The 26,027-nt window shown below is 63.1% G+C and carries 21 protein-coding genes and 1 pseudogene; 14 read left to right on the forward strand and 8 right to left on the reverse strand.

Translation table 11 applies throughout. From position 1 onward, the window contains the following. The first annotated feature begins 99 nt into the window (after positions 1 to 99). The 13 genes from HX786_RS16560 to HX786_RS16620 are packed head-to-tail and all read left to right on the forward strand — an operon-like array spanning position 100 to position 11,961. The gene (locus tag HX786_RS16560) at positions 100 to 834 is read left to right on the forward strand and encodes a glycosyltransferase family 2 protein (RefSeq protein ID WP_177008295.1); all 735 of its coding nucleotides are present in this window, start codon (positions 100 to 102) and stop codon (positions 832 to 834) included. Continuing rightward, positions 831 to 1,766, forward strand: a complete 936-nt coding sequence (locus tag HX786_RS16565; protein ID WP_178912341.1) for a glycosyl transferase — start codon at positions 831 to 833, stop codon at positions 1,764 to 1,766. Before HX786_RS16560 ends, HX786_RS16565 begins: the two co-directional genes overlap by 4 nt. Beyond that, positions 1,750 to 3,291: a histidine ammonia-lyase gene (gene hutH / locus HX786_RS16570; protein WP_178912342.1), complete on the forward strand. Its 1,542-nt coding sequence runs from the start codon at positions 1,750 to 1,752 to the stop codon at positions 3,289 to 3,291. The genes HX786_RS16565 and hutH overlap by 17 nt, the downstream gene beginning before the upstream one ends. Further along, complete coding sequence (locus HX786_RS16575; RefSeq protein ID WP_178912343.1) at positions 3,284 to 3,709, forward strand: thioesterase family protein; 426 nt, start codon at positions 3,284 to 3,286, stop codon at positions 3,707 to 3,709. The genes hutH and HX786_RS16575 overlap by 8 nt, the downstream gene beginning before the upstream one ends. A gap of 32 nt (positions 3,710 to 3,741) precedes the next feature. Then, positions 3,742 to 4,404, forward strand: coding sequence for an outer membrane lipoprotein carrier protein LolA (locus HX786_RS16580; RefSeq protein WP_043226421.1), 663 nt, complete (start codon positions 3,742 to 3,744; stop codon positions 4,402 to 4,404). Continuing rightward, positions 4,394 to 6,712: an MMPL family transporter gene (locus tag HX786_RS16585; protein WP_178912344.1), complete on the forward strand. Its 2,319-nt coding sequence runs from the start codon at positions 4,394 to 4,396 to the stop codon at positions 6,710 to 6,712. The genes HX786_RS16580 and HX786_RS16585 overlap by 11 nt, the downstream gene beginning before the upstream one ends. Then, positions 6,709 to 7,443 carry a class I SAM-dependent methyltransferase gene (locus HX786_RS16590; RefSeq protein ID WP_003209370.1) on the forward strand — a complete coding sequence of 245 codons (735 nt, stop codon included), beginning with the start codon at positions 6,709 to 6,711 and terminating at the stop codon, positions 7,441 to 7,443. The genes HX786_RS16585 and HX786_RS16590 overlap by 4 nt, the downstream gene beginning before the upstream one ends. Then, on the forward strand, positions 7,440 to 7,922 hold the full coding sequence (locus HX786_RS16595) for a hypothetical protein (RefSeq protein ID WP_032899865.1): 483 nt from the start codon (positions 7,440 to 7,442) through the stop codon (positions 7,920 to 7,922). Before HX786_RS16590 ends, HX786_RS16595 begins: the two co-directional genes overlap by 4 nt. Next, entirely contained in the window at positions 7,919 to 9,085 is a 1,167-nt protein-coding gene (locus HX786_RS16600; RefSeq protein WP_008439238.1) for a beta-ketoacyl-[acyl-carrier-protein] synthase family protein, read from the forward strand. Before HX786_RS16595 ends, HX786_RS16600 begins: the two co-directional genes overlap by 4 nt. Continuing rightward, positions 9,082 to 9,543 (forward strand): hotdog family protein, encoded by a 462-nt coding sequence (locus HX786_RS16605; RefSeq protein WP_177047534.1) that lies wholly within the window; start codon positions 9,082 to 9,084, stop codon positions 9,541 to 9,543. Before HX786_RS16600 ends, HX786_RS16605 begins: the two co-directional genes overlap by 4 nt. Beyond that, the gene (gene fabG / locus HX786_RS16610; protein WP_087692521.1) at positions 9,540 to 10,268 is read left to right on the forward strand and encodes a 3-oxoacyl-ACP reductase FabG; all 729 of its coding nucleotides are present in this window, start codon (positions 9,540 to 9,542) and stop codon (positions 10,266 to 10,268) included. The genes HX786_RS16605 and fabG overlap by 4 nt, the downstream gene beginning before the upstream one ends. Further along, a complete protein-coding gene (locus HX786_RS16615) occupies positions 10,268 to 11,494 on the forward strand; it encodes a beta-ketoacyl-ACP synthase (RefSeq protein ID WP_008439241.1) in 1,227 nt (408 codons plus the stop codon). Before fabG ends, HX786_RS16615 begins: the two co-directional genes overlap by 1 nt. 26 nt (positions 11,495 to 11,520) lie before the next feature. Further along, entirely contained in the window at positions 11,521 to 11,961 is a 441-nt protein-coding gene (locus HX786_RS16620; protein WP_003209360.1) for a hypothetical protein, read from the forward strand. 161 nt (positions 11,962 to 12,122) lie between these two features. On the opposite strand, the gene HX786_RS16625 is transcribed toward HX786_RS16620, so the two are convergent. Next, on the reverse strand, positions 12,123 to 13,016 hold the full coding sequence (locus HX786_RS16625; protein WP_003209358.1) for a LysR family transcriptional regulator: 894 nt from the start codon (positions 13,014 to 13,016) through the stop codon (positions 12,123 to 12,125). Between the two features lie 181 nt (positions 13,017 to 13,197). Here HX786_RS16625 and HX786_RS16630 point away from each other — a divergent pair, with 181 nt between their 5' ends. Beyond that, positions 13,198 to 14,415 carry an MFS transporter gene (locus HX786_RS16630; RefSeq protein ID WP_371132458.1) on the forward strand — a complete coding sequence of 406 codons (1,218 nt, stop codon included), beginning with the start codon at positions 13,198 to 13,200 and terminating at the stop codon, positions 14,413 to 14,415. Positions 14,416 to 14,468: 53 nt separating this feature from the next. Here HX786_RS16630 and hemE read toward each other — a convergent pair whose 3' ends face one another. From hemE to HX786_RS16665, 7 genes and pseudogenes are all read right to left on the reverse strand, one after another. Further along, entirely contained in the window at positions 14,469 to 15,536 is a 1,068-nt protein-coding gene (gene hemE / locus HX786_RS16635; protein WP_008439243.1) for a uroporphyrinogen decarboxylase, read from the reverse strand. 242 nt (positions 15,537 to 15,778) lie between these two features. Further along, on the reverse strand, positions 15,779 to 17,197 hold the full coding sequence (locus HX786_RS16640; RefSeq protein WP_178912346.1) for an FAD-dependent oxidoreductase: 1,419 nt from the start codon (positions 17,195 to 17,197) through the stop codon (positions 15,779 to 15,781). A 32-nt stretch (positions 17,198 to 17,229) separates the two neighbouring features. Next, positions 17,230 to 21,675 carry a glutamate synthase large subunit gene (gene gltB, locus HX786_RS16645; protein ID WP_003209351.1) on the reverse strand — a complete coding sequence of 1,482 codons (4,446 nt, stop codon included), beginning with the start codon at positions 21,673 to 21,675 and terminating at the stop codon, positions 17,230 to 17,232. 350 nt (positions 21,676 to 22,025) lie between these two features. Continuing rightward, a complete protein-coding gene (locus tag HX786_RS16650; RefSeq protein ID WP_003209350.1) occupies positions 22,026 to 23,585 on the reverse strand; it encodes an SPOR domain-containing protein in 1,560 nt (519 codons plus the stop codon). A 10-nt stretch (positions 23,586 to 23,595) separates the two neighbouring features. Continuing rightward, positions 23,596 to 24,696, reverse strand: coding sequence for a 3-dehydroquinate synthase (gene aroB, locus HX786_RS16655; protein WP_003209346.1), 1,101 nt, complete (start codon positions 24,694 to 24,696; stop codon positions 23,596 to 23,598). A 147-nt stretch (positions 24,697 to 24,843) separates the two neighbouring features. Further along, the gene (gene aroK, locus HX786_RS16660) at positions 24,844 to 25,362 is read right to left on the reverse strand and encodes a shikimate kinase AroK (RefSeq protein WP_003209345.1); all 519 of its coding nucleotides are present in this window, start codon (positions 25,360 to 25,362) and stop codon (positions 24,844 to 24,846) included. Positions 25,363 to 25,366: 4 nt separating this feature from the next. Beyond that, a pseudogene (locus tag HX786_RS16665) lies at positions 25,367 to 26,027 on the reverse strand (type IV pilus secretin PilQ); the annotation flags it as partial.

Raw genomic sequence — 26,027 nt, forward strand, 5'->3', positions numbered from 1 at the left:
TCAGGCAAATCGGTGTCGCCTGTGTTGGGGCCGCTTCGCAGCCCAGCGGGAGCAAGCTCCCTCGCCACGCACAGCGCTTCTGCCAATGGGGTACCTGTTATGCATAAGCCCTGCGCCTTGATCCCGGTCTATAACCACGAAGCCGCCGTGCCCGCCGTGGTGCGCACCGTGCTGGACAGCGGCCTGCCATGCCTGCTGGTAGACGACGGCAGCAGCGCCGCCTGCGCCGCCGTGCTGGCGCAACTGGCAACCCTCGACAACGTGTCACTGCTGACCCTGCCCGCCAACCAGGGCAAAGGCGCCGCCGTCATGGCCGGCTTTCGCGAAGCCGCACGCCTGGGTTTCACCCACGCCCTGCAAGTGGACGCCGACGGCCAGCACGACCTGCGGGAAGTCGGTACCTTCCTCGACGCCTCCCGCGCCCACCCGAATGCGGTGATCTGCGGCTACCCGGAATACGACGACAGCGTGCCCAAGGGCCGCCTTTACGCGCGCTACCTGACCCACGTTTGGGTGTGGATCAACACCTTGTCGCTGCAGATCCGCGATTCCATGTGCGGCTTTCGCGTGTACCCACTGCCACCGACCCTGGCCTTGATGGACTCGGCCAACATCGGCAAACGCATGGATTTCGACTCCGACATCCTGGTGCGCCTGGCCTGGCGCAACCAGCCGATGCGCTGGCTGCCGACCAAGGTGCACTACCCCGCCGACGGCCTGTCGCACTTTCGCCTGTTCCACGACAACGCGCTGATTTCCTCGATGCACACCCGGCTGTTCTTCGGCATGTTGGTGCGCGCGCCGATGATCCTCTGGCGCCGGTGGCAGGCATGAGCCAGGACACCAAGCACTGGGCCGACCGCGAGGAGCGCGGCAGCTTCTGGCTGATGAAATTCACTGCCTTCGCCGCCAAGGTCCTCGGGCGCCGGCTGCTGAGCCCGCTGCTCTACGGCATCGTTTTCTACTTCTTTCTGTTCGGCCGCACGGCCCGCCAAAGCGCCTGGCAATACCAGCAGCGCCTGGCCGACTGGAGCCGGCGCGACGACCTGCGCCCTACCCACAGAAGCGTCTTCGGCCAGTTCATGGCGTTCGCCGACGCCCTGCTGGACAAGCTCGACGTATGGAACGGCAAGCTGCGCCTGGAGCAGATCGAAATCATCGACCCGGCCCAACTGCGCGGCCAGCTGCGCAGCGAACGCGGGCAGATGCTGGTGGGCTCGCACCTGGGCAATCTTGAGGTGTGCCGCGCCCTCGCCGAGCTTGGCGAAAAGGTCACCATGAACGTGCTGGTGCACACCAAGCACGCTGAACGTTTCAACCGGATTCTGGGCGAAGCCGGGGCGACCAATCTGCGCCTGATCCAGGTCAGCGAACTTGACCCGGCGGTGATGATGCTGCTCAGCCAGCGCCTCGACGACGGCGAGTGGCTGGCGATTGCCGGCGACCGCGTACCGCTGCATGGCGGGCGTACGGTGCGCGTGGATTTCCTCGGCCATGACGCCGCCTTCCCCCAAGGCCCGTGGCTGTTGGCCGGTTTGCTGAAATGCCCGGTCAACCTGCTGATGTGCTTGAAGCATCAAGGCCGTTATCGCCTGATCATCGAGCCGTTTGCCCAGTTGATCGAATGGAAACGCAGCGACCGCCAGCAGGTGATCGCACAATGGACCGCCCGCTACGCCGAGCGCCTGGGCCAGTTCTGCCTGGAAGCGCCCCAACAATGGTTCAACTTTTACCCTTTCTGGAAGACCGATGACGACGCATCTTGAGCCGGTAACCTTCGGCGAAATTCCCCTGCGCATCGAAGACGTGCTGGCCCTGGCCAACCGTCAGGCGCCGACTCAACTGCAAGCTGATGCCAAGTACCGCCAGCGCATCGCCAAGGGCGCGCAGTTCCTGGATTCGTTGCTGGACAAGGAAGGCGTGATCTACGGCGTGACCACCGGCTACGGCGACTCGTGCGTGGTGGCCGTGCCGCTGGAGCACGTCGAAGCACTGCCCCGCCACCTCTACACGTTCCACGGCTGCGGCCTGGGCAAGTTGCTGGATGCGCAAGCCACCCGCGCGGTGCTGGCGGCGCGGTTGCAGTCGCTGTGCCATGGCGTGTCGGGCGTGCGCGTGGAGTTGCTGGAGCGCCTGCACGCGTTCCTGGAATTTGACGTGCTGCCGCTGATTCCGGAAGAAGGCTCGGTAGGCGCCAGCGGTGACTTGACGCCGCTGTCCTACGTGGCCGCAACCTTGTCCGGCGAGCGCGAAGTGATGTTCCGTGGCGAACGTCGCCAGGCCGCCGACGTACACCGCGAGCTGGGCTGGGACCCGCTGGTGCTGCGCCCGAAAGAGGCCCTGGCACTGATGAACGGCACCGCCGTGATGACCGGCCTCGCCTGCCTGGCCTTCGCCCGCGCCGACTACCTGCTGCAACTGGCCACGCGCATCACCGCGCTGAACGTGGTGGCGCTGCAAGGCAACCCGGAGCATTTCGACGAGCGCCTGTTCGCCGCCAAGCCACACCCGGGGCAGATGCAAGTCGCCGCCTGGCTGCGCAAGGATCTGGCGATTGACGCGCCGACCGCGCCGCTGCATCGCCTGCAAGACCGTTACTCCCTGCGCTGCGCGCCCCACGTCCTGGGCGTGCTGGCCGACAGCCTGAACTGGTTGCGCTCGTTCATCGAGATCGAACTCAACAGCGCCAACGACAACCCGATCATCGACGCCGAAGAAGAACGCGTGCTGCACGGCGGCCACTTCTACGGCGGCCACATCGCCTTCGCCATGGACAGCCTCAAGACCCTGGTGGCCAACGTCGCCGACCTGCTGGACCGCCAGCTCGCGCTGCTGGTGGACGTGCGTTACAACCACGGCTTGCCGAGCAATTTGTCCGGTGCGCCAGCCGAGCGGGCGATGATCAACCACGGCTTCAAGGCTGTGCAGATCGGCACCAGCGCCTGGACCGCCGAAGCGTTGAAAAACACCATGCCGGCCAGCGTGTTCTCGCGCTCCACCGAGTGCCACAACCAGGACAAGGTGAGCATGGGCACCATCGCCGCCCGCGATGCGATTCGTGTGCTGGAACTGACCGAACAAGTCGCCGCCGCCACCTTGCTCGCCGCTAATCAGGGCGTATGGCTGCGGGCCCAGGCTGAAGACGCGCGTCCGCTGCCGCCGGCGCTGGCCGCCATGCACGACGAACTGGCCAAGGACTTCCCGCCGGTCATCGAAGACCGCGCCCTGGAAGGCGAATTGCGCCTGTGCCTGAAACGCATCGCCGAGCAACACTGGAGGCTGCATGCGTAGCCCCGGCGTGCTGCACTGCGACACTGAAATCCTCGTGCCGTTTTTCGACATCGACACCATGAACGTGGTGTGGCACGGGCACTACGTAAAGTACCTGGAAGTCGCCCGCTGCGCCTTGCTGGACAAGATCGGCCACAACTACACGGCGATGCTGCAAGCGGGCTACGCCTGGCCAGTGATCGACATGCAGCTGCGCTATGTGCGCGGTGCGACCTTCGGCCAGACCATCAACGTGCGCGCCAGCCTGGTGGAGTGGGAGAACCGCTTGAAGGTCAATTACCTGATCAGCGACAAGGCCACGGGCGAACGCCTGACCCGCGCCAGCACCGTGCAAGTGGCGGTGGAAATTGCCAGCCGCGAAATGCAGTTGGCCTCGCCGAAGGTATTTGTCGACGCAGTCGAGAGGGCGCTGTCATGACACACAACCCTGTGGGAGCGGGCTTGCCCGCGATGGTCGTCAACGATAACGCGAGACGCCTGACACTTCTCGGCGCCCTCAGGTTCTTCGCGAGCAAGCTCGCTCCCACAAGGACCGCGCTAATCCTGTTGTTAAGCATTCCAGGCCTGGCCCATGCTTTCGACCTGCAACAACTCAGCGATCAGCTTGCAAAACCGTCGGTGATCCACGGCAACTTCATCCAGGAAAAACACCTGCGCGCGCTGCCGCAGCCGCTGACCAGCAAGGGCACCTTCGTCCTGGCCAAGGACCACGGCCTGCTGTGGCTGCTGAAAACCCCGCTGCAACAGGACTACCGCATCAGCGCCAACGGCATCGCCCGGCGTGACGCCAACGGCTGGCAATTGCTGCCGAACAAGAGCGCCGGCGCCGAGCAGAACCGTTTGTTCCTCGCGGTGTTGCAGGGCGACAGCAGCGGCTTGCAGCGTGACTTCGAGCTGCAACTGCAAGGCGAAGCCCAGCAGTGGAAACTCACGTTGATCCCGCGCTCGCTGCTGCTCAAGCAGGTGTTCACCCAAATCAATATCGACGGCGGCGAACTGGTGCAGAAGATCGAGCTGCTGGAAACCCAGGGCGACAGCACCGTACTGCGCATGCAGGACAGCACCAGCAGCCAGCCCTTGAGCGACGCGGAGCAACACGACTTTGCCGAGTGAACGCTGGTTGCCGCGCCTGTTCCTGATCCTGCTGGTGGCCGTGTTGGCCCTGGCGGGTTGGCAATGGCGCCATGGCGCACCGCTGTCGGCGAACCTGATGGAACTGGTGCCCGGCACCGCGCCGGATGCGCTGGAGCTGCGCGCCGAACAGCGCATGCAGGAACCGCTGAACCGCGAAATGCTGGTGCTGGTGGGGCATGCCGACCGGCAAAAAGCCGTGGCCATGGCGACGCAATTGGGCGAAGCCTGGCAAGCCAGCGGCCTGTTTGAAAAGGTCCAGTGGAACCTCCAAGCCGACCTGCCGGCCCTGCGTCAGCAGTTGCTGCAAGGCCGGCTGGCGATGCTCTCGGCCAAGGATCGCGAGCAACTGATCGACGAGCCCCAGGCGTTTATTCAGCAGCGGGTTCAGGCGCTGTTCGACCCGTTCACCGGCTTCAGCCTGGTGCCGAGCCAGGACGATTGGCTGGGCCTCACCGGGCGCATCCAGAACAGCCAGCCGCAACACGGTTCGGTGCAGCTGGATATCGGCAGCGGCGCGCTGATCGCCGATGCCGACGGCAAAAGCTGGGTACTGCTGCGGGCCCGCACCACCGGCAATGCCTTCGACATGAAACTGCCGCTGCAAGTGGCTGAACTGCTCAAGGCCAGCCGCGAGCAGGCCGACCAGCAAGGCGCGCAATTGCTCGCCGCCAGCGGCCTGCTGTATGCAGCCAATGGTCAGCAGCAGGCCACCCGGGAAATCACTTGGGTCGGCGGCGGCGCGACGGTAGGCATCCTGTTATTGCTGCTGCTTGCGTTCCGCCGCTGGCGGGTGTTGCTGGCGTTCGTGCCGGTGCTGGTGGGCATGCTGTTTGGTGCGGTGGCCTGTGTGGCGCTGTTCGGGCATATGCATGTGATCACGCTGGTGCTGGGCTCGAGCCTGATCGGCGTGGCGGTGGATTACCCGCTGCATTACCTGTCCAAGAGCTGGAGCATGAGCCCTTGGCGCAGTTGGCCGGCCTTGCGCCTGACCTTGCCGGGCCTGAGCCTGAGCCTGGCCACCAGTTGCATCGGTTACCTGGCCCTGGCGTGGACGCCGTTCCCGGCGCTGACGCAAATCGCGGTGTTCTCCGCTGCCGGTCTGGTGGGCGCTTACCTGTCGGCCGTGTGCCTGTTGCCGGCCTTGCTCAAAGGCGTCGAGCTGCGCCCGGCGCAATGGCCGCTGCGCATTGCCGAGTTCCTGCTGAGCGTGCGCGAGTCGCTGCTCAAGCGCCTGCCAAGCCCGGTGTTGTTGATACTGGTGTTGGTGTTTTGCGCCGGTGGGCTGTGGCACCTGAACAGCAAAAACGATATCCGCCAGTGGATCGGTGCGCCACCGCAGTTGCTGCAGGAAGCCCAGGCCGTTGCGCGGATTACCGGGTTCCAGCCCACCAGCCAGTTCTTCCTCGTGCGGGCGGACAACCAGCAGCAGTTGCTGGAACGCCAGGTCGCGCTGAGCCAGCGCCTGGATCAGTTGGTGAACATGGACAAGCTCCAGGGTTACCTGGCGCTCAACCAGTTGGTCAGCGCGCCGGCGGAGCAACAGCAACTGCGCGAGGCCCTGAAACAGCTGCCGCAGTACTGGCAGCCATTGCTGGACCTCGGTGTGCCCGCCAGCGCGCTGCAAGCCGAGCTGGCCCAGTTGCAGGCCTTGCCCACCGAAGACATCGACGCAGCACTGGTCGGCCCGCTGGCCGAGCCATGGCGCACGCTGTGGCTGGGGAATGTCGACGGTGGCGTGGCGGCGATGGTGAGCCTGCAAGGCTTGAACAACCCAGCCTTGCTGCGGGTACAGGCCCTGGATCTGCCCGGCGTGCAGTTGGTGGATCGCCTGGGCGACTTGAACCAGGTATTCGCTGCCACACAGATCAGCGCGGCCGAATTGAAATTGATGTCCTGCGTGTTGATCGTACTGTTGCTGATCCTGCCGTTCGGCTTCGGCGGCGCCTTGCGCATCGTCGCCCTGCCGTTGCTGGCGGCGCTGTGCAGCCTGGCCAGCCTGGGTTGGCTGGGGCAGCCGCTGACGTTGTTCAGCCTGTTCGGCCTGCTGCTGGTGACCGCCATCAGCGTCGACTACGCGATCCTGATGCGTGAACAAATTGGCGGCGCCGCCGTGAGCCTGTTGGGCACACTGTTGGCGGCCGTGACTACCTGGCTATCGTTCGGCCTGCTGGCTATTTCCAGCACACCGGCGGTGAGTAATTTTGGGCTGTCGGTGAGCCTGGGGCTGGCGTTCAGCTTCATGCTGGCGCCGTGGGCCAGCCCGTCCGGGACAAGGAAGATGAGATGAGCAGCCAATACCTGAGTAAAAACTACGTCGAAGAAACCAAATTCGGCTTCTGGTTCCTGCGCAGCCACACCTGGCAGCACCATGTGCTGCGCGTGGCCATCAACGACCTGCGCAGCCTGTTCAGCGACCCGCTGCCGGTTGCTCCGGTACTGCTGGACGCCGGCTGCGGCCAGGGCAAGTCGTTCCAGTACCTGCAGCAGGTGTTCGCCCCCGAACGCCTGATCGGCCTCGACGCCGACCCCCACAGCCTCGACCTGAGCCGCGCCGAAGCCGCGCGCCAGGGCATCGCCATCGAGTTGATCGGCAGCGACTGCGCGACCCTCGACGTGGCCGACGCCAGTGTCGACGTGCTGTTCTGTCACCAGACCTTCCATCATCTGGTGGAACAGCATCGCGCCCTGAAAGAGTTCTATCGGGTGCTCAAGCCGGGCGGCTACCTGCTGTTTGCCGAATCCACCGAGGCCTATATCGACACTTGGGTAATCCGCTGGCTGTTTCGTCACCCGATGCATGTGCAGAAAAGCGCCGAGGAGTACCTTGAGATGATTCGCGAGCAGGGCTTTGAGTTCGGCCCGCAGAACGTCTCGTACCCGTACCTGTGGTGGAGCCGCGCCACCGACTTCGGCCTGCTTGAGCGCTGGGGCCTGCGCCAGCCAAAACCGGCCGGCCAGCGCGAAGAAACCCTGGTCAACGTGGTCGCCCGCAAACCTCTGGCGAGCGCTGAAACATGATCCGAATGCTGTTGATCGGCTGCCTGTTGCTGCTGGGCGCGTGCGCCAGCCAGCCGCCGTTGCCGTCGAAAACCCCGGTGCTGAGCCTGCCGTTGCAACTGCATGTGCAGCGCGAACAGGATGGCCAACGCCAGGACTGGTTGCTGGTGATGCAGCGCGAAGGCGGCGGGATTCGCTGGTCGATGATGGACCCGCTGGGCATTCCCCAGGCTCGGCAGATGCTGATCAATGGCGCCTGGCAGGCCGACGGTCTGCTGCCGCCCAATCCCCAGGCGCGTGAACTGTTTGCCGCGCTGTTGTTCGCCCTGACCTCGGCGGATGAAGTTTCCAGGCTGTACCCCGGGACCCAGGAAATGGACCTGATCCGCACCCTGCCGTCCCACTGGAAGATCACCTATCACTCCTCCCTGGTGTTTCGCGTGGACGTGATCGGGCAACACCTGACCTACCACATCTCGCCGCTAGGGGCTGCCCGATGAGCGCCTACCTCAATGCCCTCGGCGTGATCTGCGCCCTGGGCCGCGACAAGCGCGAAGTCAGCCGCAGCCTGTTTGCCGGCGACTGCTCCGGCATGCGCGCCGAAAGCGGCTGGGTGCCGGAGCGTGTGTTGCCGGTGGCCGCTGTGCACGGTGAACTGGCGGCGATACCGCCCGGGCTGGAATCCCATCGCAGCCGCAATAACCAGTTGCTGCTGGAAGCCGCGTTGCAGATTGACGACGAGATCCGGCAAGCGATCCAGACGTTCGGCGCGTCGCGCATTGGCATCGTGCTCGGCACCAGCACCTCGGGCATCGATGAAGCCAGCCGTGGCATCGCCCACTATCTGCGGGAAAACCAGTTCCCCGCCGACTACGACTATCAGCAACAGGCGCTTGGCGCCCCGGCCGATTTCCTCGCCGACTGGCTGCAACTGAGCGGCCCGGCCTACGTGATTTCCACCGCCTGCACCTCCAGCGCACGAGCGCTGATGAGTGCCCAACGCCTGTTGGACCTGGGCGTGTGCGATGCGGTGATCTGCGGTGGTGTCGACACGCTGTGCAAGCTGACCCTCAATGGTTTTTCGTCGCTGGAGGCGGTTTCGGCAGAGCGCTGCAATCCGTTTTCGCTGAACCGCAACGGCATCAATATCGGCGAAGCCGCCGTGTTGTTCCTGATGAGCAAAACCCCGGCGCCGGTCGCACTGCTGGGCAGTGGTGCCAGTTGCGACGCCCACCATATTTCCGCCCCCGAGCCTACCGGCAAGGGTGCGTTGCAAGCGATGCGCAAGGCCCTGGCCAGCGCACAACTGGCGCCCGGACAAATCGGTTACCTGAACCTGCACGGCACCGCTACCCAACATAACGATGCCATGGAAAGCCTGGCGGTCGCGGCCCTGTTCCCGGACGGCGTAGCCTGCTCCTCGACCAAACCCATGACCGGCCACACCCTGGGCGCCGCCGGCGCGCTGGAAGCGGCGTTCTGCTGGCTGAGCCTGGCAGAAGGCGTAGTGCCGCCGCATGTCTGGGATGGCCAGACGGACCCCGACCTGCCCGTACTGAAGTGGGCGTCGCCCGGCGACGCCCTGGAAAAACGCTGCCTGATGAGCAACTCGTTTGCCTTCGGCGGCAACAACGTCAGCCTGATTATCGGAGACGCCCCATGACTGATTGGCCGCTCGCCGAACTGCTGCCCCACGCCGGTGACATGATCCTGATCGATCAGGTCCTGAGCTTTGATGAAGAACAGATCCAGACCCGCCTGACGGTCAAGCCCGGCGGTCTTTTCAACCGCGCCGACGGCAGCCTGCCTGCGTGGGTCGGCGTTGAGTTGATGGCGCAAAGCGTCGCGGCCTACGCCGGTTGCCGTGCGCGCCAGAAAGGTGAAGCCGTGGAGTTGGGCTTCCTGCTGGGCACGCGCAAGTTTGAGTGCAACGTCGAGCACTTTCCCGCCGGCACCGAGCTGACCATCCACGGCCTGCGCTCCCTGGAAGACGACAACGGCATGGGTGTGTTCGAATGCCACCTCACCGGCGACGGCATCCAGGCCAGCGCGCGCTTGAACGTATTTCGACCGCCCCAGGCGGCCAACTATTTAGATGAATCGAAGGACACCACGCCATGACTGAATCCGTATTGGTGACCGGCTCCAGCCGTGGCATCGGCCGCGCTATCGCTGTGCGCCTGGCCCAGGCCGGGCACGACATCGTGCTGCACTGCCGCAGCGGGCGTGCCGAGGCGGATGCGGTGCAGGTCGAAATCGAAGCGCTGGGGCGCAAGGCCCGGGTGTTGCAATTCGATGTGGCGGACCGCGCCAGCTGCAAGGAGATCCTTGAAGCCGACGTGGAAGCCCATGGCGCGTATTACGGCGTGGTGCTCAATGCGGGCCTGACGCGCGATGGCGCGTTTCCAGCGCTGTCGGAAGACGATTGGGACGTGGTGATGCGCACCAACCTCGACGGTTTCTACAACGTGCTGCACCCGGTGATGATGCCGATGATTCGTCGTCGCGCCGCCGGGCGGATCGTGTGCATCACCTCGGTATCCGGGCTGATCGGCAACCGCGGCCAGGTCAACTACAGCGCGTCCAAGGCCGGCCTGATCGGCGCCGCCAAGGCTCTGGCCATCGAGCTGGGCAAGCGCAAGATCACCGTCAACTGCGTGGCCCCCGGGCTGATCGACACCGCGATGCTCGATGAAAACGTACCGGTGGAAGAGCTGATGAAAATGATCCCGGCCCAGCGCATGGGCACTCCGGAAGAAGTCGCCGGGGCGGTGAATTTCCTGATGTCGGCAGAAGCCGGCTACATCACCCGCCAAGTGCTGGCCGTGAATGGAGGCCTGTGCTGATGAAACGCGTGGTGGTCACCGGCATGGCCGGCGTTACGTCCCTGGGCAGCGATTGGGCAACCATCGCCGCCAACTTCCGCGCCAACCGCAGCGGCATCCGGCGCATGGACGAGTGGGACCGTTTCACCGAACTGAACACCCGGCTGGCCGGGCCGATCGATGATTTCGTGGTGCCCGCCCACTGGACCCGCAAGCAACTGCGCAGCATGGGCCGGGTTTCCCGGCTAGCGGTATGGGCGGCGGAGCAGGCGCTCAAAGACGCCGGCTTGCTGGGCGACGAGTCGATCAAGGACGGGCGCATGGGCGTGGCCTGTGGCTCGTCCACCGGCAGCACCGACGAGATCAAGGCCTTCGGCAATATGCTGCTGAACTCGGTGGCCGAGGGGCTGAACGCCAACTCCTACGTGCGGATGATGCCCCACACCACGGCGGCGAATATCAGCATTTTCTTCGGCCTCACCGGCCGGCTGATCCCCACGTCCAGCGCGTGCACCAGCGGCAGCCAGGGCATCGGCTACGCCTATGAGGCCATCAAGTTCGGCCGCCTGCCGCTGATGTTGGCAGGTGGCGCCGAAGAGCTGTGCCCTACCGAAGCCATGGTGTTCGATGCGCTGTACGCCACCAGCCTGAAAAACGATGCACCACAAACCAGCCCGCGTCCCTACGACAGTGGCCGCGACGGCCTGGTGATCGGCGAAGGCGGCGGCATCCTGGTACTCGAAGAGCTGGAACATGCACTGGCCCGTGGCGCGCATATCCACGCGGAAATCGTCGGCTTCGGCAGCAACGCCGACGGCCAGCACACCACCCGCCCGGAACAGGCCACCATGCGCCGCGCCATGGAACTGGCATTGGAAGATGCGGGGCTTGCGCCCGACGCGATCGGCTATGTGAACGGCCATGGCACCGCCACCGACCAGGGCGACATCGCCGAAACCCTGGCCACCAGCAGCCTGTTCGGCAGCCGCATGCCCATCAGTTCGCAGAAGAGTTTCCTCGGCCACACCCTGGGTGCATGCGGCGCGCTGGAGTCGTGGTTCAGCATCGAGATGATGAACCGCAACCAATACGTGCACACCTTCAACCTCGACGAAGTCGACCCGCGCTGCGGCGAGCTGGACTACCTGCAAGGTGAGTTCCGCGAGCTGCACAGCGACTACGTGATGAACAACAATTTTGCCTTTGGCGGCGTCAACACTTCGCTGATCTTCCGCCGCTGGGTCTAAGTTTTTTTACTGACTGGAGAAATGGAATGTCTTCCCTGCTACGCGCAACACTGGTCGCTTTGGCCCTGCTCACCACCGCTGGCTGCACCAACAAACCGGTGCTCAACACCCAGCACGACTTGCCGGCGAACCCGCAGGTCAACGAAGAAAAAATGAAGCAGACCATTATCGCGGCCTTGAACAAACGCCAATGGGTGGTGCAGCGCCTGAGCCCGCAACTGGTGCAGGCCGAGATCAACGTGCGCAACCAGTTCCACGCTGAAATCGACATCCGCTACACCGCCACCAGCTACGCCATCACCTACCGCGACAGCCGCGACCTGGGCTACAAGGACGGCAAGATTCACCGCAACTACAACCGCTGGGTGAGCATGCTGGACCGTGACATCCTGGCGGCGTTGCGCACCAATGGTGTGAGTGACACGGCGCAGTTGCTCCAGCAGACCGGGACGTCGAAGCAGAACTGAAACACCCGCTTCCCTGTGGCGAGGGAGCTTGCTCCCGTTGGGGCGCGAAGCGCCCCTGAAACCTGCGATTGAAGGTTGCCTGGTAAAACTCAGTCGTCGGGTTTCGGGGCTGCTGCGCAGCCCAGCGGGAGCAAGCTCCCTCGCCACAGGTTATACGTCGGTCATACCAATGCCTTGCGGGTCAGCAGCTCGACAAACGCCTTGGCCATCGGCGTCTGCTGGCCTTTGCGCTGCACCAGCCACACCGCCGTCACCGCCTCCTGATCCAGCAACGTGCGATACACCACGCCATCAATGCGGATCCGCTGATACGACGCCGGCAACACCGAGACACCCAACCCCGCCGCCACCAGGCCGATGATGGTCATCGCTTCCCCGGCCTCCTGGGCGAAATGCGGGCTGAAGCCGGCATCACGCGCCAGGCTCATCAATTGGGCATACAAGCCACTGCCGTAAGTCCGCGGGAAAAACACAAACGGTTCTTCGGCCAATTGCGCCAGGTGCAAACCCCGCTCACTGCCCTCCACCAACGGATGCCCGGCGTTCAGCACGGCCACCAAGGGCTCGCGCATCAGTTCCACGACGCTCAGGGAATCGGGCAACGGCAACGGTCGCATCAACCCCACCTGAATCGACTCATCCACCAGCGACTCGGCCACCTCCGTGCTGCTCATCTCCTGCAGATTCAAATGCACCGCCGGGAATGCCTGGCGAAACGCGAAGATCGCCTGTGGGATGCTGGAGTTGAACGGCGCAGAAGAGGTGAAGCCAATCTTCAACTCCCCCAGTTCCCCCAACTGCGCCCGACGCGCCACGTCCGCCGCTTTATCCACCTGCGCCAGCACCAACCGCGCCTCTTGCAGGAACAACCTGCCGGCCTCGCTCAGCTCGACCCGACGATTGGTACGCTCAAACAACCGCGCACCTATCTCCTGCTCCAGCGCCTGGATCTGCTGGCTCAGGGGCGGCTGGGAGATCCCCAGCACCTGCGCGGCGCGGCCAAAATGCAGCTCTTCAGCCACGGCGATGAAGTAACGCAGGTGGCGCAGTTCCATGAAAACCTCATTAGGTCGTAAAAGCTCTTAAACAGGTCGAACAATATATTGGAAAGAATCAATAGGGAGCTATATTCTTTTTTGCATTGCCAGCCCTGGCAGCCTTTCCTCCCCGAGGTCCCGCGTGAAATCTGCTGTCGCTCCGCTTGCTCAAGAAGTACCGCCCACCGCCCTCGATGACGTGGTGGCACAGCTCAACGAGCAGTACATCGAAAAAGGCACCCCGATGTTCATGCGCACGGTGCTGGCGCTGTTCTCCGGCGGTTTCGCCACTTTCGCCCTGCTCTACTGCGTACAGCCGATGATGCCGGCGCTGTCCCACGAATTTTCCATCAATGCCGCGCAAAGCAGCCTGATTCTCTCGGTGGCCACCGGCATGCTCGCCATTGGCCTGCTGATCACCGGGCCGATTTCCGACACCCTGGGGCGCAAGCCGGTGATGGTTGCCGCGCTGTTCTGCGCCGCACTGTGCACCATCGCCAGCGGCTTGATGCCAAGCTGGGAAGGCATCCTGCTGATGCGCGCACTGGTGGGCCTGTCCCTCAGCGGCCTGGCAGCGGTGGCCATGACCTACCTGAGTGAAGAGATCCACCCGCAACACATCGGGCTGGCCATGGGTTTGTACATCGGTGGTAACGCCATTGGCGGCATGAGCGGGCGCTTGATCATCGGTGTGCTGATCGACTTCGTCAGTTGGCACACGGCGATGCTGATCATTGGCGCCCTGGCGCTGATCGCAGCCACGGTGTTCTGGAAGATCCTCCCCGAATCGCGCAACTTCCGCGCCAGCACCCTGCACCCGCGCAGCCTGGTGGACGGCTTCACCATGCACTTCAAGGACGCCGGCCTGCCGTGGCTGTTCCTCGAGGCCTTCGTGCTGATGGGCGCCTTTGTGACGATGTTCAACTACATCGGCTACCGCTTGCTGGCGGACCCGTACGATTTGAGCCAGGCCGTGGTAGGCCTGCTGTCGCTGGTCTACCTCTCGGGTATCTACAGCTCGGCGAAAATCGGCTCCCTGGCCGACCGCCTGGGCCGTCGCCGAGTGCTCTGGGGCACCATCGTGCTGATGCTCGGCGGCATCGCCCTGACGCTGTTTACCCCGCTGTGGCTGGTAGTGCCCGGCATGCTGATCTTCACCTTCGGCTTCTTCGGCGCCCACTCGGTGGCCAGCAGCTGGATCGGCCGCCGCGCGCTGAAAGCCAAGGGCCAGGCGTCGTCGCTGTACCTGTTCAGTTACTACGTGGGGTCGAGTATTGCGGGGACGGCGGGCGGTTTTTTCTGGCACTACGCCGGGTGGAACGGGATTGGCGGGTTTATCGTCGCGCTGTTGATCGTCGCGTTGCTGGTGGCGTTGAAGCTGGCGAAGTTGCCGCCGTTGCAGGAAGCCAAGGCTTAACCAGCGCTTACAAAAAAGCCCGGCATCTGCCGGGCTTTTTCATTGCCGCGCGATCACTCGTGATACTGCGCCGACAACTCGTGCACCGCCCGCAGGAACGCGCCTGCGTGCTCCGGATCAACTTCCGGAGTAATGCCGTGGCCAAGGTTGAACACGTGACCACTGCCTTTGCCGTAGCTGGCAAGGATGCGGCCGACTTCAGCGCGGATCGCTTCCGGCTTGGCGTACAGCACGGTCGGGTCCATGTTGCCTTGCAGCGCGACCTTGCTGCCCACGCGGCGACGGGCTTCGCCGAGGTCGCAGGTCCAGTCCAGGCCCAGCGCGTCGGCGCCGGCGTCGGCGATGCTTTCCAGCCACAGGCCGCCGCCCTTGGTGAACATGATCACCGGCACCTTGCGGCCTTCGTGTTCGCGGATCAGGCCGCTGACGATCTTGCGCATGTAGGCCAGGGAGAACTCCTGGTACGCCGCCGCCGACAGGTTGCCACCCCAGGTGTCGAAGATCTGCACCGCCTGGGCGCCGGCCATGATCTGGCCGTTGAGGTAGGAGGTGACCGACTGCGCCAGCTTGTCCAGCAGCAGGTGCATGGCTTGCGGGTTGTCGTACAGCATGGCCTTGGTCTTGCGGAAGTCTTTCGACGAGCCGCCTTCGACCATGTAGGTGGCCAGGGTCCACGGGCTGCCGGAGAAGCCGATCAGCGGCACGCGGCCGTTCAGCTCGCGGCGGATGGTGCTGACGGCGTCCATGACGTAACCCAGGTCCTTGTGGGGATCGGGGATCGGCAGGGCTTCGATATCGGCCAGGGTGCTGACGACTTTCTTGAAACGCGGGCCTTCGCCGGTTTCGAAGTACAGGCCCTGGCCCATGGCATCAGGGATGGTCAGGATATCGGAGAACAGGATGGCCGCATCCAGCTGTGGATAGCGGTCCAGCGGTTGCATGGTGACTTCGCAGGCGAACTCCGGGTTCATGCACAGGCTCATGAAGTCGCCGGCGTGGGCGCGACTGGCGCGGTATTCCGGCAGGTAGCGACCGGCCTGGCGCATCATCCACACAGGGGTGACGTCCACGGGTTGCTTGAGCAGGGCACGAAGGAAACGGTCGTTCTTGAGGGCAGTCATGTCGGCATCCGCAAAAAAAGTGCGGGCATTTTCTCAGAGCGCGACGCAAAAGGCACGGCAAGAGCCGTGCCTTTTGTCTATCGGGTCAATTTGTCGCGGATATGAAAGCGCCACAAAACAAATGTGGGAGCGGGCTTGCTCGCGAAAGCGGTGGGTCAGCCAACACATCTGGTGACTGATATACCGCATTCGCGAGCAAGCCCGCTCCCACATTTTGATCCCATTTCAATCCGGGATCGGGGTCAGACCTGCAGGTAATCCAGGATCCCTTCGGCGGCGTTGCGGCCTTCGAAGATGGCCGTCACTACCAGGTCAGAACCGCGCACCATGTCGCCACCGGCGAAGATTTTCGGGTTGCTGGTCTGGTGTTTGTACTGGCCTTGTTCCGGGGCTACAACGCGGCCCTGGCTGTCGGTCTGGATTTCGAACTGCTCGAACCAAGGCGCCGGGCTTGGGCGGAAACCGAAGGCGATGACCACGGCGTCTGCCGGGATGATCTCTTCGGAACCCGGGATCGGCTCGGGGCTGCGACGGCCACGGGCATCCGGTTCGCCGAGACGGGTCTCGACCACTTTCACGCCTTCGACACGGTCTTCACCGACGATAGCGATCGGCTGGCGGTTGTAGAGGAATTTCACGCCTTCTTCCTTGGCGTTCTTCACCTCTTTGCGCGAACCCGGCATGTTGGCTTCGTCACGACGGTAGGCACAGGTCACCGACTTGGCGCCCTGGCGAATCGAAGTGCGGTTGCAGTCCATCGCGGTATCACCACCGCCCAGCACCACGACCTTCTTGCCTTTCATGTCGACGAAATCTTCCGGCGACTTTTCAAAGCCCAGGTTGCGGTTGACGTTGGCGATCAGGAAGTCCAGAGCGTCGTACACGCCCGGCAGGTCTTCACCGGCGAAGCCACCCTTCATGTAGGTGTAGGTGCCCATGCCCATGAACACGGCATCGTATTCTTCGAGCAGTTGCTCCATGGTCACGTCCTTGCCGATTTCGATATTGAGGCGGAACTCGATACCCATGCCGGTGAAGACTTCGCGACGATGGCTCAGTACGGTTTTTTCCAGCTTGAACTCGGGGATGCCGAAGGTCAGCAGGCCACCGATTTCCGGGTTCTTGTCGAACACCACCGGGGTCACGCCGCCACGCACCAGCACGTCGGCGCAGCCCAGGCCCGCCGGGCCCGCGCCGATGATCGCGACGCGCTTGCCGGTCGGCTTGACCTTGGACATGTCCGGGCGCCAGCCCATGGCGAACGCGGTGTCGGTGATGTACTTCTCCACCGAACCGATGGTCACCGCGCCGAAGCCGTCGTTGAGGGTGCACGCACCCTCGCACAGACGGTCCTGCGGGCACACCCGGCCGCACACTTCCGGCAGGGTGTTGGTCTGGTGAGACAGCTCGGCGGCGGCGAGGATGTTGCCCTCGGCCACCAGCTTCAGCCAGTTCGGAATGAAGTTGTGCACCGGGCACTTCCATTCGCAATACGGGTTACCGCAACCCAGGCAGCGGTGGGCCTGGTCGGCCGAGTGCTGGGGTTTGAAGGGCTCGTAGATTTCCACGAACTCTTTCTTGCGTTGACGCAACAGTTTCTTCTTCGGATCTTTGCGCCCGACATCGATGAACTGGAAGTCGTTATTCAGACGTTCAGCCATGTTAAAACCTCATCAAACTCTTCAGGCGCATATCACTGCGGGTTGGCACGGATGCTGGAAAGCAACGATTTCAGATTGGCAGCCTTGGGCTTGACCAGCCAGAAACGACGCAGGTAGTCATCGAGGTTTTCAGCGAGGTTGCGACCCCATTCGCTGTTGGTTTCCTCGACATATTCGTCCAGCACATGCTGCAAGTGGTTGCGATAGGATTCCATCGCTTCGCCGCTGATCCGCTGGATCTCCACCAACTCGTGGTTCACCTTGTCGACGAAGGTGTTGTCCTGGTCGAGCACGTAGGCGAAACCGCCGGTCATGCCCGAACCGAAGTTGTAGCCGGTCTTGCCCAGCACCGCGACAAAACCACCGGTCATGTACTCGCAGCAGTGATCGCCCGTGCCTTCAACCACGGTGTGGGCACCGGAGTTACGCACTGCGAAACGCTCACCGGCCGTGCCCGCGGCAAACAGCTTGCCGCCGGTTGCGCCGTACAGGCAGGTGTTGCCGATGATGGCACTGTCTTGAGTCTTGTAGACGCTGCCCACTGGCGGGACGATCACCAGCTTGCCGCCGGTCATGCCCTTGCCCACGTAGTCGTTGGCGTCGCCTTCGAGGTACATGTTCAGGCCACCGGCGTTCCACACACCGAAGCTCTGGCCAGCGGTGCCCTTGAAGCGGAAGGTGATCGGCGCCTTGGCCATGCCCTGGTTGCCGTGCTTGCGCGCGATTTCGCCGGAGATGCGTGCGCCGATGGAACGGTCGCAGTTGCAGATATCCAGGGCGAATTCGCCGCCGCTTGCGTCGTTGATCGACGAAGTGGCCATCTCGACCATCTTCTCGGCCAGCAGGCCCTTGTCGAACGGCGGGTTGCGGTCAACCTGGCAGAACTGTGGCTTGTCGGCCGGGATGTGATCGCTGCCCAACAGCGGCGTCAGGTCCAGGTGCTGTTGCTTGGCGGTCTGGCCTTCAAGGATGTCCAGCAGGTCGGTACGGCCGATCAGCTCTTCCAGGGAACGCACGCCCAGCTTGGCCAGCCACTCACGGGTTTCCTCGGCGACGTAGGTGAAGAAATTCACCACCATGTCGACGGTACCGATGTAGTGGTCCTTGCGCAGCTTCTCGTTCTGAGTGGCCACGCCGGTGGCGCAGTTGTTCAGGTGGCAGATGCGCAGGTATTTGCAGCCCAGGGCGATCATTGGCGCGGTGCCGAAGCCGAAGCTTTCGGCGCCGAGGATTGCGGCCTTGATCACGTCGAGGCCGGTTTTCAGGCCACCGTCGGTCTGCACCCGGACTTTGCCGCGCAGGTCGTTGCCGCGCAGGGTCTGGTGGGTTTCAGCCAGGCCCAGTTCCCACGGTGCGCCGGCGTACTTGATGGAGGTCAGCGGCGAAGCGCCGGTGCCGCCGTCGTAGCCGGAGATGGTGATCAGGTCGGCATAGGCCTTGGCCACACCGGCGGCGATGGTGCCCACGCCGGCTTCCGCGACCAGTTTCACCGAGACCAGGGCCTGCGGGTTGACTTGTTTGAGGTCGAAAATCAGCTGCGACAAATCCTCGATCGAGTAGATGTCGTGGTGCGGCGGCGGTGAAATCAACGTCACGCCCGGCACTGCATAACGCAGCTTGGCGATCAGGCCGTTGACCTTGCCGCCTGGCAGTTGCCCGCCTTCGCCCGGCTTGGCGCCCTGGGCAACCTTGATCTGCAGCACTTCGGCGTTGACCAGGTATTCCGGGGTCACACCAAAGCGGCCAGTGGCGACCTGCTTGATTTTCGAGCTCTTGATGGTGCCGTAGCGCGCCGGGTCTTCACCGCCTTCGCCGGAGTTTGAACGCGCACCCAGGCGGTTCATGGCTTCGGCCAGGGCTTCGTGAGCCTCAGGCGACAAGGCGCCCAGGGAAATACCGGCGGAGTCGAAACGCTTGAGGATCGATTCCAGTGGCTCGATCTCGCTGATGGCCAGCGGCGTGTCCAGGGTTTTCACCTTGAACAAATCGCGGATCATCGACACCGGGCGGTTATCCACCAGCGCGGTGTATTCCTTGAACTTGGCGTAGTCGCCTTGCTGCACGGCGGCTTGCAGGGTGTTGACCACGTCCGGGTTGTAGGCGTGGTATTCGCCACCGTGCACGAACTTCAGCAGGCCGCCTTGCTGGATCGGCTTGCGCGCGCTCCAGGCTTCGGCGGCCAGGGCTTTCTGCTCGGCTTCGATGTCGACGAAACGCGCACCCTTGATGCGGCTCGGCACACCACGGAAGCTCATCTCGCAAACTTCTTCCGACAGGCCGATGGCTTCGAACAATTGCGCGCCGCGGTAGGACGTGACGGTGGAGATGCCCATCTTCGACAGGATCTTCAGCAGGCCCTTGGTGATGCCCTTACGGTAGTTCTTGAACACCTCGTAGAGGTCGCCCAGGACTTCGCCGGTACGGATCAGGTCGCCGAGTACTTCGTAAGCCAGGAACGGATACACCGCCGAGGCGCCGAAGCCGATCAACACCGCAAAGTGATGCGGGTCGCGGGCGGTGGCGGTTTCAACCAGGATGTTGGAATCGCAACGCAGGCCCTTTTCGGTCAGGCGGTGGTGTACCGCGCCGGTGGCCAGGGAAGCGTGGATCGGCAGCTTGCCCGGGGCGATATGGCGGTCGGTCAGCACGATCTGGGTACGGCCGGCACGCACGGCTTCTTCAGCCTGATCGGCGACATTGCGCACCGCGGCTTCCAGGCCGAGGCTCTCGTCGTAGTTCAGGTCGATGATCTGCCGGTCGAAGCCTGGGCGATCCAGGGTCATCAACGAGCGCCACTTGGCCGGGGAAATGACCGGCGAGCTGAGGATCACGCGGGAAGCGTGCTCAGGCGATTCCTGGAAGATGTTGCGCTCGGCACCGAGGCACACTTCCAGGGACATCACGATGGCTTCGCGCAGCGGGTCGATCGGCGGGTTGGTCACCTGGGCGAACTGCTGGCGGAAATAGTCGTACGGCGTGCGCACGCGCTGGGACAGCACAGCCATTGGCGTGTCATCGCCCATGGAGCCGACGGCTTCGTAGCCCTGCTCGCCCAGTGGGCGCAGCACCTGGTCACGTTCTTCGAAGGTGACCTGGTACATCTTCATGTACTGCTTGAGCTGGTCGACGTCGTAGAAGGCAGAACCGTGGTCGTTGTCTTCCATGGTTGCCTGGATGCGCAGGGCATTCTTGCGCAGCCATTGCTTGTACGGATGACGGGACTTCAAGCGGTTGTCGATGGCATCGGTGTCGAGAATCTGACCGGTCTCGGTGTCCACGGCGAGGATCTGGCCCGGGCCAACGCGGCCCTTGGCGATCACGTCTTCCGGCTTGTAGTTCCACACGCCGATTTCCGACGCCAGGGTGATGAAGCCGTTGGTGGTGGTCACCCAACGCGCCGGGCGCAGGCCGTTACGGTCGAGCAGGCACACGGCGTAGCGACCGTCGGTCATTACCACGCCAGCCGGGCCGTCCCACGGTTCCATGTGCATCGAGTTGTACTCATAGAACGCCCGCAGGTCGGGGTCCATGGTCTCGACGTTCTGCCACGCTGGCGGAATGATCATGCGCACGCCACGGAACAGGTCGATGCCGCCGGTGACCATCAGTTCGAGCATGTTGTCCATGCTGGAGGAGTCGGAACCCACGCGGTTGACCAGCGGGCCGAGCTCTTCCAGGTCCATCAGGTCGTTGGCGAACTTGGTGCGACGGGCCACGGCCCAGTTGCGGTTGCCGGTGATGGTGTTGATCTCGCCGTTGTGGGCGAGGAAGCGGAATGGCTGGGCCAGCGGCCATTTCGGCAGGGTGTTGGTGGAGAAGCGCTGGTGGAACACGCAGATTGCGGTTTGCAGGCGCTCATCGCTCAGGTCTGGATAGAAGGCGGTCAAGTCCGCCGGCATCATCAGGCCTTTATAAATGATGGTCTTGTGGGAAAAGCTGCAGATGTAGTGGTCGGTGTCGGCGGCATTGGCCACGGACGAGCGACGACGAGAGGTGAACAGCTTGATCGCCATGTCCTGGTCGCTCAGGCCGTCGCCTGCGATGAACACTTGTTCGATCTGCGGCAGGCGCTCCAGGGCCAGGCGGCCCAGTACGCTGGTGTCGATCGGCACTTTGCGCCAGCCGACGAGCTGCAGGCCAGCGGCCAGGATCTCGCGGTTCATGTTCTCGCGAGCAGCTTCGGCTTTTACCGGGTCCTGGTTGAAGAACACCATGCCCACAGCGTACTGCTTGGGCAAATCGGCGCCGAAATGTTCCTTGGCGACTGCGCGCAGGAACTGGTCGGGCTTTTGAATCAGCAAGCCGCAACCGTCACCGGTCTTGCCGTCGGCGTTGATCCCACCGCGGTGGGTCATGCAGGTCAGGGCCTCGATGGCCGTTTGCAAAAGGGTATGACTGGGCTCGCCCTGCATGTGGGCTATCAGGCCGAAACCGCAGTTATCCTTGAATTCATCGGGTTGGTACAGACCTGCTTTCATAGACACTTTCTCACCAGGCTGCCTCTTATTCCGAGGCAAATTTCTTTTCAATTCAACCGGTTACCTTCCACGCCGAACGTACGCCGGCTTAGCGGGGGCAAAAGGGAGGTCATTGTACACACCGACACAGACGCTCACAAATTTAGCGACGAAATGTCGCAAATCTATGTCGCATTTATGAAAGGTTTAAAGCGATATGCTGTGCTAGTCAAAACTTTTTTAATTTTGACCGCTACGACTCAAAAGCCACTGTGACGCAGACACCACAAAGCGCGCGGCCTTCAGGGCTGCACGCTGTGTTGTTTTTTTTGAGGTGCCGAGAGGGCGGCCTGGGTAAGGCCGCCGGATCTTCAGCGAGTTGTTGCCAGTTCTTGTTGAACGCTGGCGACAGTGCGAGGCCAAGGTTTACCAGCCTGAACCTTCGCTGGCAAGGCCTTGATAGCGGATTCCGCTGCTGTACGGCTGGAGAAGTTGCCGTAAGTGATCACGTAGAGAGGCTTGCCGTTGAGCACTTTCTTGAAATAACGGTACTCGCCGCCCTGCTCTTTCACGAACGCCTGGGCGTTGGCTTCGGAGCTGGTGCCGAGGATCTGCACCACGAAGTTACCGGTAGGCTGGCTGGCATACCAGCTGCTGCCGGCAGCGCCAGTCGCGGCCTTGGCCACGACGGCCGGTTTTTCGGCAGGCTTGGCGGCTGGAGCCGGCTTGGCCGCAGGCGCCGGGGCGACCGGCTTGGCAACAGGCGCAGGCTTGGCGGTGGCGACCTGGGCTGGCGCTGGCGTCGGCTTGGCCGCTGGCTGACCGGCTGGCACGCCCGCAGGTGGCGCGGTGGTGGTCACGGTCGGCGGCGTGGCGCTGGAGCCTTCCACGGGCACCCCATCGTCGCCTTCGGAGATGCCGCCAGCTTCTTCGGCGAGCGGGCCGCGCATCACCGGTTGGCCGACCATTGGCAGGTTGGTGGGTTGGCCGGAGTTGGCAAACTCAACGTTCGGCGTTGGCTTGCCCAGTGGCAACTGCGCCTGTTCGGTTGGCGCGCCAGCGGTGGTCGGTGCCTTGTTGCGACCTGGAATCAACCAGGCGGCGGCGACGGCAACCACGACAACGGCAGAAATTGCCAATACGTGCTTCTTCGGCATAGTAAACCCCATCTTTGGACGCTTTACCGCTGAGCGGCTGGCAATCATGGCTTCGATCATGGCATCCCGGGCAACCTGGTTGATGGTGCCAGGCCAGCCGTCGGAGCTTTCGTGAATATCAGAGATCTGCGAAGCGGAGAAAAGTTCGATGCCCTGCCCTGCGCCTTCCAGCCGCTGGGCCAGGTATTCGCGGGTTTCTTCTTCTTCGTAAGGCTGCAGTTCGATGACGTGGAACAGCTCCTGCTCACCGCTGATCTGTTCAAGTTCGGCGATCAGCGAAGACTCGCCAAACAGGAACACATGCGGGCGCCCTTCAGGCGTACCGGCCGCCAGGGCCAGCAACGCTTCCAGGGCAGATTCGTCGAGCTGCTCGGCGTCATCCACCAGCAGGTAGACTTCCTGGCCGGTCAGGCCCAGTTGCACCACTTGCTTGAGGATCGCATTCGGCTCGGCAGTGGACACGTCGAGGGCCTGGGCCACTTGACGCAACACGCCTGCCGCATCACCGGCACCACGGGCGGAAACCACCACGCTCTGTACCGATTGCTTGTTGGTGCTGGCCACCAGTGCCTGGCGCAGCAAGGTCTTGCCGCTGCCCAATGGGCCGGTGACCACCAGCAGCAACTGGCTGTAGCGCGCCAGGTGGTGCAGTTGTCCCAGCACCGGCTTGCGTTGCGCAGGGAAAAACTTGAAACCAGGCACCCGAGGAGCAAAAGGGTCGTGGCTTAACTGGTAATGGCCGAGGAACGCCTCGTCGGCATGCAAACTAGTCATCGGGATCTTATTAACCTTTAAGCTGGGCCAGGGCGCGGTAATCCGCTCCCAGCGTGGCCTGTAAAATCTCTTTCGGATAATCGTCGGTCACTACCGCTTCGCCCATTCGGCGCAACAGCACCAGTCGCAGTCGACCGTCGATCACTTTCTTGTCTATTGCCATATGTTCGAGAAAATCTGCCTCGGTCATCTCCTCGGGAGGAATGACCGGCAACCCGGCGCGCTGGAACAGGCGGATCCCGCGATCACGCTCCTGGGCGCTGATCCAGCCCAGGCGTTGCGACATCTCCAATGCCATCACTGTGCCAGCCGCTACGGCCTCTCCATGCAACCACACACCATAGCCCATGTGGGTCTCGATCGCATGGCCGAAGGTGTGGCCGAGGTTCAAGGTGGCGCGCACGCCGGACTCACGCTCGTCGGCATTCACCACCAGCGCCTTGGCGGCGCAGGAGCGCGAAATCGCTTCGGTGAGTGCCACCTGGTCGAGGGCGCGCAGGGCGTCGACGTGTTCTTCCAGCCAGGTCAGGAACGGCTCGTCGCAGATCAGCCCGTACTTGATGACTTCCGCCAGGCCCGCCGACAGCTCGCGGGGTGGCAGGGTATTGAGGGTGGCAGTGTCGATCAGCACCACATTCGGCTGATAGAACGCGCCGACCATGTTCTTGCCCAGCGGGTGGTTGATGCCCGTCTTGCCGCCCACCGACGAATCGACCTGGGACAGCAAGGTGGTCGGTACCTGGATAAAGTCCACGCCGCGCTGATAGCAGGCGGCTGCAAAGCCGGCCATGTCGCCGATCACACCGCCACCCAGGGCCACCACCGTGGTGCGCCGGTCATGACGGGCCGTCAGCAGGCCATCAAAGATCAGTTGCAGGGTTTCCCAGGTCTTGAAGGCCTCGCCGTCCGGCAGCACCACCGAGATCACCGAGTACGCCGCCAGGCTGCGGCTCAGACGCTCAAGATACAGCGGCGCGACCGTTTCATTGGAGATGATCGCCACTTGCCGCCCGGCAATATGCGGTGCGAGCAACTCGGGCTGGTCCAACAAACCTTCGCCAATATGGATCGGGTAGCTGCGCTCGCCAAGATCGACCTTAAGTGTCTGCATGTGTCCCCGCGTTGAAGATGAAAGCAGGCGTCCTGCCCTACATTAACGTTGTCGGCAACGTCGGGATCTGACGCTGCCTGATGGCTCTACGCCACAACTCGGACGGTCATGACGCGCCGCCGAGGATAGCGCATTTCGGCCCTGGCTTTAACGGGGTGGCAACTGTGCCAGGCGCTCGAGAATGTCGAGAACCACCATTCGTGGCGGCCGCTCATCGGTTTCCACCACCAGATCGGCGATTTCCCGATAAAGCGGGTCGCGCAGCGTCAGCAGGTCCCGCAGGGTTTTTGCCGGGTCGGCGGTGCGCAGCAATGGGCGATTGCGGTCGCGAGCGGTGCGGCCCACCTGCTGCTCGACAGACGCGTGCAGATAAACCACGCGACCGCCGGCGTGCAACGCCCGGCGGTTCTCGTCGCGCATCACTGCGCCACCGCCGGTGGCCAATACCACGCCATCGCAGCCGCACAGCTCGGCAATCATCGCCTGCTCGCGGTCGCGAAAGCCCAGTTCGCCTTCCTTATCGAAGATCCACGGGATATTGGCGCCCGTGCGCAATTCAATTTCCTTATCGGAGTCTTTGAATGGCAGGCGCAGCTCTTTGGCCAGCAAACGGCCGATGGTGCTTTTTCCAGCCCCCATCGGTCCTACAAGAATCAAATTTCGCACAGAATCAACGACTCACAGCAATCGCCTGGTTATTCATAATACGCGGAGTCAGGAATACCAGCAGCTCGGATTTTTTCTCCGAAACCACATCCCGCCGGAAAAGGCGGCCAAGATACGGCACATCGCCCAAAAATGGCACTTTATCTACCACTTTGCTTTGAGTATTGGAGAAAACCCCGCCGATCACGATGGTCTCCCCGTCCTTGACCAGCACCTTGGCATTGACCTCGTTTTTCTTGATCGGCGGCACATCGTTGAGCCTGTTCAGGTAGTCGGGCTCGTCCTTGGTGACCTTGACCTCCATGATCACCCAGCCGTCCGGGGTGATTTGCGGGGTCACTTCCAATGACAAGGAGGCCTCCTTGAACGACACCGAGGTCGCGCCGGTGGAGCTGGACTCCTGATAGGGAATCTCGGTGCCCTTGAGGATTCGCGCGGTTTCCTTGTCGGAGGTGACGACCTTGGGCTGCGAAACGATTTCACCATTGCCGGTTTTTTCCATGGCGGTCAGTTCCAGGTCCAGCAGCAGGTTGTCGGTGATAAACGCGACACCCAGGTCGGCGCTGCCGTTGACCGCCCCCAGGTCCACAAACGGCGAGCTGGGCGGGGTTTCAGGCGGCTCGGCCCCCTCCGCCAACGGCTTCCTGATCCCGCCAGCCCCCCAG

Source organism: Pseudomonas sp. 21615526, assembly GCF_013386245.1.
In the GTDB taxonomy this organism is placed as follows: Bacteria; Pseudomonadota; Gammaproteobacteria; order Pseudomonadales; family Pseudomonadaceae; genus Aquipseudomonas.